The organism is Bradyrhizobium sp. (assembly GCF_049691595.1).
In the GTDB taxonomy this organism is placed as follows: domain Bacteria; phylum Pseudomonadota; class Alphaproteobacteria; order Rhizobiales; family Xanthobacteraceae; genus Bradyrhizobium.
Map to the genome: position 1 here is coordinate 1 of NZ_JBAVNZ010000271.1, position 9,127 is coordinate 9,127.

Sequence of the window (9,127 nt, forward strand, 5' to 3'; positions counted from 1 at the left end):
GCGAAGAGCTGCGCCGGCGTCGCAAGGCGGGACGTTTCTGCTGGCGCTTCGACCGGCGCCGTCGCCGGGGCGGCGACCGGCTGCGGCGCGATTGGCGCGGCGCGAACCGCGCGCAGATCGCCCTCGATCATCCCCAGCCGATCGACCACGTGGCCGAGGGTGCTGTGAACCGTTTCCAGCGAATCCTGGGTGCGCCGGTCGGTTTCCGACTGGCTGAAGCGGATGTCGGACAATTCGCGCTTGACGACATCGACGAGGCCGCTGTCGGCCGGCTGGGGCGCGGCCGCGCTCATGGTGCGGCTGCCCTCGGCCAGCGCGGCGAGACTGGCGTGCTGGTTTTCGAGGTGGCGCAGAATGTCATGCAGCCCGTCCTCGACCCGGCCGAGATTGCCGGCGCGGTGATCGGTGGCGGCCTCCAGGCGTTCCAGCAGGTAGGATACGCGCTGTTCGAGATGGACGAACGCCGAGGCGCTGTCGCTGCCGACCTGCATGCGGTCGATGCGCTCGGACAGGGCCCGCAGCGCGCCTTCGAGCGATTCGGAATTGTCGCTGACGACCGGGCGCTCGCGGCTTTCCAGCGTCGAGGTCAGCGCGGCGATGCGCTGTTCGAGGATCGCCAGCGAACCGCCGCGACTCTCGGCGCGGGAAAGCTGATCGATCTTGGACGACAGCGTTTGCAGGTCGTCGCTGAGCCGCGCCAGCGCGTCGTTGGAGGCGACGTTGGAAACGACCGAGCGAAGGGCGGCGATCGCGCCTTCGAGCTGTTGGACGGTGGAGGGATCGTCGCTGGTGCGCAGGATCAGATCGAGCTTGGCGCCGAGACTGCGGATCGCCTCGTCATAGCCGGCGAGTTGCTCGGCCGAGGTCAGCGAGCGCAGCACCTGGTGGATTTCGCCGAGCGCCCGTTCGATGCCGGCGAGCGCCAGGCCGTCGGTGCCGCTCTGACGGGTCTCGTCGATGCGGCGGGACAGCGAGCGGACCTCGTTCTCGATCGATTCGATCGCCTGGCGCGGCATCGCCTCGGTGATGGCGTGACGGATTTCGGCGAGTTCGCCGCGGAAGGCCGCGATCGATTGCTCGATGTGATCGGGACGCTGCAGCGCCTCGATCTGGCTCGTGATCCTGAACAGATGACGCTCCAGCGAGGAAAAATCCGGCCCCGCCGGCGCCATCGGGGCAGGTTGCGCCATCGGCGGGGCGGCGGGCGCCAGCGGCGGCACGCTGCGCGGGGGCATCAGCCGGGGCTGCAGACCATCCAGTTCGTTCTGGCGCGCCGCGATTTCCGCGATTACGGAATCGAGCGATGCCGGATTGAGCGGCGGCGAGGGACGATAGACCTGCGCGGCGGCGCGCTCGACCGTCTCGGCCTGGCGCTGCTTGGCCTGCAACTGCGCTTGCTGCGCCGGCGCAGGATCTGAAATCTGCGACAGCCGTGCATCGAGCCGCGAAATGGCGTCGTTCAGTTGCCGGGCAACGGCTGGTTCGCTGCGCACGGCCTGGCCGCGGGACGCGTCGCTATGCGTGGAAGTGTCGCCGCGCATGGGAACGTCGCCGCGCATGGAAACATCGCTGCGCGTGGAAATGTCGCTGCGCGTGGAAACATCGCTGCGCGGCTTGGCCTGGGTAATCCGCTCGATCTGGCGGGTGATCGAATCCAGCCGCTGGTGAATGTCCGCGACGTCCCGGCTCTCCTGGCCGGGCATCGCCTGACGCTGGTCGTAGGGCGCGTGAAAATCGGCCGGCGTGGAATCGCCGATGGTGGAATTGAGCCAGTCGTGGAGCGACATCCCGGCGCGACGCGCGGCTGCCTCGGCCCGTTCGCGCACCGATGGATCGATGCTTTCAACACTCCACGATACGCGCGAATTCATGCCCTGATCCGGTTCCGACTCCGGCGCCACCGCTGCGCCCCCAGCCTCCCCGCGCGTGCCAATGAAAAGACAATCGAATTCCGCGCCGGTCGTCTGTCTTGGATACTGACTTTTCCGCGTTACGGTAAATAACGGGTTAAGGAATTGGGCCGCGCGGCCTTAAAGTTACCGTCAGGACGAAATCGATGGGGCCGGGCGGCGGCCGGGCTCGGATTTCGAACGCCGGCGCCGTCGTGACCGGTCAGGACGCGACACTCATCGGTTGTTTTTGCGTCGGCTGTCCTCGATCGGCGTGACATTCGCAGGGTTGGCAATGGCGGACAAGGTATCGAGCGCCTCTTCGCACCACTCCGCCACGGCATGCTCATAACGAAGGCCAATGCGAAGTCCGAGCAGCTTGCCGATATCTGCCGGTGATGCGGCGCCTTCAGGGAAGCGTTTCTGGAGAATATGCTCGAATCGCGAGAAACGGCCGCGGTGGTGCTCCAGCCGGGCCATGAGGTCGGCGCGCAACGGCTCAATGTCGACGCTGCCAAGCGCGTAAAGCCGTACCAGCAGATCGTCCTTGATCGAAGGCGGGATGCTCGGCCGGGCTGCCCAGCGTTTCAGCGCGGCTCTGCCCTCGGATGTGAGGGTGTAGACCAGCTTGTTGGGTTTGCCGGACTGCACGACTTCGCGGCCCTGAATGTGGCCGCGGTCGCGGAGCCGCGAGAGTTCGCGATAGATCTGCTGATGGTCGGCCTTCCAGAAGAATCCGATGGATGCATCGAACGTCTTGGCCAGCTCATAGCCCGTCATCGGACGTTCCGTCAGGCACGCGAGGATTGCATCACCAAGCGCCAAAACGCCAACCCTCCGTCTCCAATGAACCAGAACCTGCTGCTTGACTTTATGCATAAAAGCGCATATGCGTCAATATGCATAATAATGGATCGCAGCAAGGGAAGTCATGCCGCTTCCAGCTTCGTTGAAGGGTCGACTTCGTCTGCCCGTACGCGGCGCTGATTGCGAGACCAGTGAAGCAGTCTGTTCGTTGGCGGTTCTTGTTTGTTCGGCGCCATCGTCAATCTTTGGGCCACACGCGGTCGTCATCCTGGCTGGATGCTCATGGCTGCCGCGCTCGTGCTTATCCTGCTCGGCGCAAGCAAACCCGGCGTTTGAGGCGACTTCACCATGACCGCGGCAATCGCTGCGCTGCTCACCCACAGGAGACGTTCGATGACCATGACCGGCCTCGACAAGTGGTATGCCTACCTGAAGTCCCATGACCGCGCGGCGTTGTGGGATCTGCTCCACCCCGACGCGGTATTCGAAAGCCCCGTCGTGCATACGCCGCAGCGCGGGCGTGACATCACGTTCAAATATCTGTCGAGCGCGGAAAAGGTGCTGGGCGGGCCGGGCTTCGCCTATGTCGGCGAATGGCGCAGCGATACCGGCGCGGTCCTCGAGTTCGAAAACGAGATCGACGGGATCAGGATCAACGGCGTCGACATCATCACCTTCGGGGGCGACGGCCGGATCACGCATTTCAGGGTGATGGTGCGCCCGCTCAAGGCGGTCAACCTGCTGCATCGGCTGATGGGGGAGCAACTGGCGCGGCAGGCAGCCGATGCGGGCCCCGCAAGAATGCAACCGCTGCCCTGATCGTGGCTGCCTTGGAGCTGCGAACCAGTTAAGCTCTGATTCGGAAACCAATGCGATTGCTGCGCTTGGGAAACTCCCTTAAAGGAGCCGCCAGCCAGCCGGGAGGACACGATGCCGATCTACAAAGCGCCCGTCGAAGACGTCAATTTTCTGCTCAACGACGTGTTCCAGATCGACCGCTACGACAATCTGCCCGGCTTTACCGATGCCTCCGCCGACGTGCGCGAAGCGATTTTGGGCGAGGCCGCCAAGCTCAGCGAGGAGGTCTTGCAGCCGCTCAATCGGGTCGGCGACCTCGAAGGCTGCATCCGGCACGCGGACGGCAGCGTCACCACGCCCAAAGGTTTCAAGGAAGCGTTCAAGCAGGTCGCGGAAGGCGGCTGGCTCGGGCTCTCGGCGCCATCAGAATATGGCGGGCAGGGGCTGCCGGTCACGCTGAGCCAGGCGGTCAACGAGTTCCAGAGTTCGGCCAACATGGCGTTCTCGATGTATGGCGGCCTGACCATGGGCGCGACCGCGGCATTGATCGTGCATGGCAAGCCCGAACAGAAGAAGATGTTCGTGCCGAAAATGGTGGCAGGCGAGTGGACCGGCACCATGAACCTGACCGAGCCACATTGCGGCACGGATCTCGGCCTGTTGCGCAGCAAGGCGGTCAAGCAGGCCGACGGCAGCTACAGGATCACTGGCACCAAGATCTTCATCTCCGCCGGCGAGCACGATCTCGCCGACAACATCATCCATCTGGTGCTGGCGCGGATCGAAGGCGCGCCCAGCGGCATCAAGGGCGTGTCGCTGTTCGTGGTGCCGAAAATCCTGGTCAATGCCGACGGTTCCCTGGGAGCGCGTAACGGGGTGTCCTGCGGCTCGATCGAGCACAAGATGGGCATCCACGGCAATTCGACCTGCGTGATGAATTACGACAATGCCACCGGCTGGCTGATCGGCGAGGAAAACAAGGGCATGCAGGGCATGTTCGTGATGATGAACGAGGCCCGGCTCGGCGTCGCGGTGCAGGGCCTGGCGCAATCCGAGGTCGCCTATCAGAATGCGGTGGCCTATGCCCGCGAGCGTCTGCAGGGCCGCGCGCTCACCGGCGCCCAGGCGCCGGACAAGCCGGCCGATCCGATCATCGTGCATCCCGACGTCCGCCGCACGCTGCTCACGATCCGCGCCTTCAACGAGGCGGCGCGCGCGATGGTGGTCTGGACCGCGCTGAAGAGCGACGTCGCCCACCGCTCCAGCGACCCCAAGGACCGCGAGGCAGCCGACGACCATATGGGGCTGATGACGCCGGTCATGAAGGGCGTGATGACCGATGTCGGATTTTCCAACGCGGTGCTGGCGCAGCAGATGTATGGCGGCCACGGCTACATCGCCGAACACGGCATGGAGCAGTTCGTCCGCGATGCGCGCATCGCCATGATCTATGAGGGCGCCAACGGCATTCAGGCACTCGATCTCGTCGGCCGCAAACTGCCGCGCCATGGCGGCCGCGCCGTGATGGCGTTCTTTGGCGAGGTCGCGGCCTTCGCCAAGGACCACGGCACCGACGAGGCCATGAAGCCCTTCGTGACGCCGCTGTCCGCCGCGCTCGGCCATTTGCAGCAAGCCACCGGATGGCTGATGCAGAATGCGCTGGCCAAACCCGACAATGCCGGGGCCGCGGCCACCGACTACATGCAACTGTTCGGCCTCGTCACCTTCGGCTACATGTGGGCGCGGATGGCGAAAGTGGCCTTGGTCAAGATTGCGGCCGGTGACGCCACGCCCTATCTGACCTCCAAGCTCGTGACCGGCCGCTTCTTCATGGAACGGATGCTGCCGGAAACGACGGTGCACCTTGCGCGCATCCAGAGCGGAAGCGCGACCACGATGGAACTGGCGGCGGAAGCGTTCTGAGAAACTTCCGCCGTTCCCGAACGATCCGCGATTTCTCGCCTGTATATTATGATCCTCATATCAGGAGCGCGTCATGCCTGAGGCATATATCTACGATCACGTTCGCACCCCGCGCGGCCGCGGCAAGGCCGACGGCGCGCTTCACGAGGTGACCGCGCTGGCGCTGGCGACGGTGCCGCTGCAGGCGCTGAAGGAGCGCAACCAGCTCGGCGAGGACATCGTCGACGACGTCATCCTCGGCGTGGTCGATCCGGTCGGCGAGGCCGGCTCCGACATCGCGCGCTTCGCGGCGCTGAAGGCCGGTCTCGGGCAGGCCGTTCCCGGCGTCCAGATCAGCCGCTTCTGCGCGTCGGGCCTCGATGCCGTGAATTTCGCCGCTGCCCAGATCATGAGCGGCCAGCACGACCTCGTGATCGGCGGCGGCGCCGAATCGATGAGCCGCGTCGGCATTGGCGCCTCCGGCGGCGCCTGGCCGATGGACCCTTCGATGGCGGTGCCGGCCTATTTCATGCCGCAGGGCGTCTCCGCCGATTTGATCGCCACCAAATACGGTTTCTCGCGCGACGACGTCGACGCCTATGCGGTGCAAAGCCAGCAGCGCGCGGCGAAAGCCTGGGACGAGGGCCGCTTCAACAAGTCCGTAGTGCCGGTCAAGGACGTCAACGGCCTCACCATCCTGGCCAGGGACGAACACATGCGGCCGACCACGACCATGCAGTCGCTCGGCCAGTTGCAGCCGTCTTTCGCAGCCGTCGGCATGATGGGCGGCTTCGACGCGGTGGCGATCCAGTCGCATCCGGAAGTCGAGAAGATCAACTACGTGCATCACGCCGGCAACTCCTCGGGCATCGTCGACGGCGCCGGCGCGGTGCTGCTCGGCAGCAAGGAAGCCGGCGCGAAACACGGGCTGAAGCCGCGTGCAAGAATCCGCGCCTTCGCCAATATCGGTTCCGAGCCCGCGATGATGCTGACCGGCCCGGTCGACGTCACCGAAAAGCTGTTCGAGCGCTCCGGCATGAAGAAGTCGGACATCGACCTGTTCGAGCTCAACGAAGCGTTTGCCTCGGTGGTGCTGCGCTACATGCAGGCGTTCGACATCGACAGCGCCAGGATCAACGTCAATGGCGGCGCGATCGCGCTCGGTCATCCGTTAGGTGCCACCGGCGCGATGATTTTGGGCACCGTGCTCGACGAACTCGAGCGCACCAACAAACAGACCGCGCTGGTGACGCTGTGCATCGGCGGCGGCATGGGCACCGCCACGATCATCGAGCGGGTTTAGAATCGTAGGGTGGGTTAGCCGAAGGCGTAACCCACCGAAATCGCGGCGTTGAGAAGGGTGGGTTACGCTTCGCTAACCCACCCTGCGATCACTGCGGCGAAACACGAATAGCGACACCTTTTGGGAGCACCACATGGCCTTCAGGAATTTCAAGGTTGAGACCGACGCCGACGGCATTGCACTGGTCACATGGGACATTCCCGGCCGTTCGATGAACGTGCTGGACGAGACCACCATCACCGAGCTCGAGGAGATCGTGAAGCAGACCTCGGCGGACGCCGCGGTCAAGGGCGTCGTCGTCACCTCGGGCAAGGAGGCGTTTTCCGCCGGCGCGGATCTGTCGATGCTGGAGGGCATGAACCGCCAATACATGGATCTGCTCAAGGCCAAGGGCGAGGTCGCAGCCAACCAGATGCTGTTCGACCAGAGCCGCAAATCCTCGCTGGTGTTCCGCGCCATCGAAACCTCAGGCAAGCCATGGGCCGCCGCGATCAACGGGCTGGCGCTCGGCGGCGCGTTCGAGCTGACGCTGTCCTGCCACTACCGCGTCGCTGCGGAAAATCCAAAAACCCGCCTCGGGCTGCCGGAAGTCAAGGTCGGGCTGTTTCCGGGCGCCGGCGGCACCCAGCGCGTGCCGCGCATCGTGCCGCCGCAGGATGCGATGCAGCTGTTGTTGAAGGGTGAGGCGGTCAATCTCGAAAAGGCAAAGGCGCTGAAGCTGATCGACGCCATCGTGCCGTCAGCTGATCTGATCAAATCAGCAAAGGACTGGATCAAGGGCGGCGGCAAGGCGGTCGCGCCCTGGGACGAGAAGGGTTTCAAGCTGCCCGGCGGCCCGGTCTATTCCAACGCCGGCATGCAGATGTTCCCGGCCGGCAATGCGATCTTCCGCCGCGAGACCTACGACAATTATCCGGCGGCCCGCGCCATCATGAGCTGCGTCTATGAAGGCCTGCTGTTGCCGATCGACGCCGCGCTGCGGGTCGAATCCCGCTATTTCACCCAGATCCTGCGCTCCAAGGAGGCGGCTGCGATGATCCGCAGCCTGTTCCTGTCGATGCAGGAACTGAACAAGGGCGCGCGGCGGCCGCCAAACGTGCCGCCGACCAAGGTCAGGAAACTCGCGGTGATCGGCGCCGGCTTCATGGGAGCCAGCGTCGGCTACGTCTCGGCGCGCGCCGGCATCGACGTGGTGCTGATCGACCGCGACCAGGCCAGCGCCGACAAGGGCAAGGGCCATGCCCAATCCGTGATCGACGATCTGGTCAAGAAGGGCCGCGCCAAGGAGAGCGAACGCGACGCCATCCTGTCGCGCATATCGGCGACTGCCGACTACAACGTGCTGAAAGATTGCGACCTCATCATCGAGGCGGTGTTCGAGGATAGAAAAGTAAAGGCGGAGACCTACGCCAGGGCGCAGCCGCTGTTGAAATCGGATGCGATCTTCGCCTCCAACACCTCGACGCTACCGATCAATTCGCTGGCAGAAGAATTCAAGGACCAGGGCAAGTTCATCGGCATCCACTTCTTCTCGCCGGTCGAGAAGATGATGCTGGTGGAGATCATCGTCGGCAAGAACACCGGCGACGTCGCGCTGGCGACCGCGCTGGATTACGTCCGCGTGATCGGCAAGACGCCGATTGTGGTGAACGATTCCCGCGGCTTCTTCGCCAACCGCTGCGTGCTGCGCTTCACCGCCGAAGGCCTGGAAATGCTGATGGAAGGCGTGCCGCCGGCGATGATCGAGAACACCGCCAGGATGGCGGGCATGCCGGTCGGGCCGCTGTCGCTGTCGGACGAGGTCGCGCTCGATCTCGTGCTCAAGATCATGAAGGCGACCGAGGCCGATCTCGGCCCCAACGCCATCGACCAGACCCAGAAGAAGCTTCTGGTCGAGATGGTCGAGAAGCAGGGCCGCTTCGGCCGCAAGAACGGCAAGGGCTTTTACGATTACCCCGAGAAGGGCAAGGGCCAGAAGAGCCTGTGGTCGGAACTGTCGGGATTGCAGCCAAGACATCTCGATCCCGATACGCTCGATATCGAGGAGCTGAAGCAGCGTTTTCTGGTGGTGCAGGCGGTGGAGGCCGCGCGCACGGTGGAGGATCACGTCATCACCGACATGCGCGAGGCCGACGTCGGCTCCATCCTCGGCTTCGGCTTCGCGCCGTTCACCGGCGGCACGCTGTCCTATATCGACTTCATGGGCACCAAAAAATTCGTCGAACTGTGCCACAAGCTCGAGGCCAAATACGGCTCGCGCTTCACGCCGCCGAAATTGCTGGCGGAGATGGCGGCCAAGGGCGAGACTTTTTACGGTCGCTTCCCGCCGAAGAAGATGGCGGCGGCGTAACTGAGGCAGGCCGCGAGCAACCTCTCAAACCCGTCATTGCGAGGAGCACTTGCGACGAAGCAATCCATTCTTCCGTTG

At 64.3% G+C, this 9,127-nt stretch carries 5 protein-coding genes and 1 pseudogene; 4 read left to right on the plus strand and 2 right to left on the minus strand.

Going from position 1 to position 9,127, the window contains the following annotated elements; translation table 11 throughout:
- Together WCE35_RS12280 and WCE35_RS12285 are read right to left on the minus strand one after the other, a co-directional pair.
- Positions 1-1,871, minus strand: a pseudogene (locus tag WCE35_RS12280) (hypothetical protein); the annotation flags it as partial.
- A gap of 255 nt (positions 1,872-2,126) precedes the next feature.
- The gene (locus WCE35_RS12285) at positions 2,127-2,714 is read right to left on the minus strand and encodes a PadR family transcriptional regulator (RefSeq protein WP_424593613.1); all 588 of its coding nucleotides are present in this window, start codon (positions 2,712-2,714) and stop codon (positions 2,127-2,129) included.
- A 375-nt stretch (positions 2,715-3,089) separates the two neighbouring features.
- Here WCE35_RS12285 and WCE35_RS12290 point away from each other — a divergent pair, with 375 nt between their 5' ends.
- The 4 genes from WCE35_RS12290 to WCE35_RS12305 all read left to right on the plus strand — a co-directional run bounded on the left by WCE35_RS12290 (position 3,090) and on the right by WCE35_RS12305 (position 9,049).
- Positions 3,090-3,515 carry a nuclear transport factor 2 family protein gene (locus WCE35_RS12290; protein WP_424593614.1) on the plus strand — a complete coding sequence of 142 codons (426 nt, stop codon included), beginning with the start codon at positions 3,090-3,092 and terminating at the stop codon, positions 3,513-3,515.
- Between the two features lie 111 nt (positions 3,516-3,626).
- On the plus strand, positions 3,627-5,417 hold the full coding sequence (locus WCE35_RS12295) for an acyl-CoA dehydrogenase C-terminal domain-containing protein (RefSeq protein ID WP_424593615.1): 1,791 nt from the start codon (positions 3,627-3,629) through the stop codon (positions 5,415-5,417).
- A gap of 73 nt (positions 5,418-5,490) precedes the next feature.
- Positions 5,491-6,699 carry an acetyl-CoA C-acetyltransferase gene (locus WCE35_RS12300; protein WP_424593616.1) on the plus strand — a complete coding sequence of 403 codons (1,209 nt, stop codon included), beginning with the start codon at positions 5,491-5,493 and terminating at the stop codon, positions 6,697-6,699.
- Positions 6,700-6,832: 133 nt separating this feature from the next.
- A complete protein-coding gene (locus WCE35_RS12305) occupies positions 6,833-9,049 on the plus strand; it encodes a 3-hydroxyacyl-CoA dehydrogenase NAD-binding domain-containing protein (RefSeq protein ID WP_424593617.1) in 2,217 nt (738 codons plus the stop codon).
- Positions 9,050-9,127: the final 78 nt, after the last annotated feature.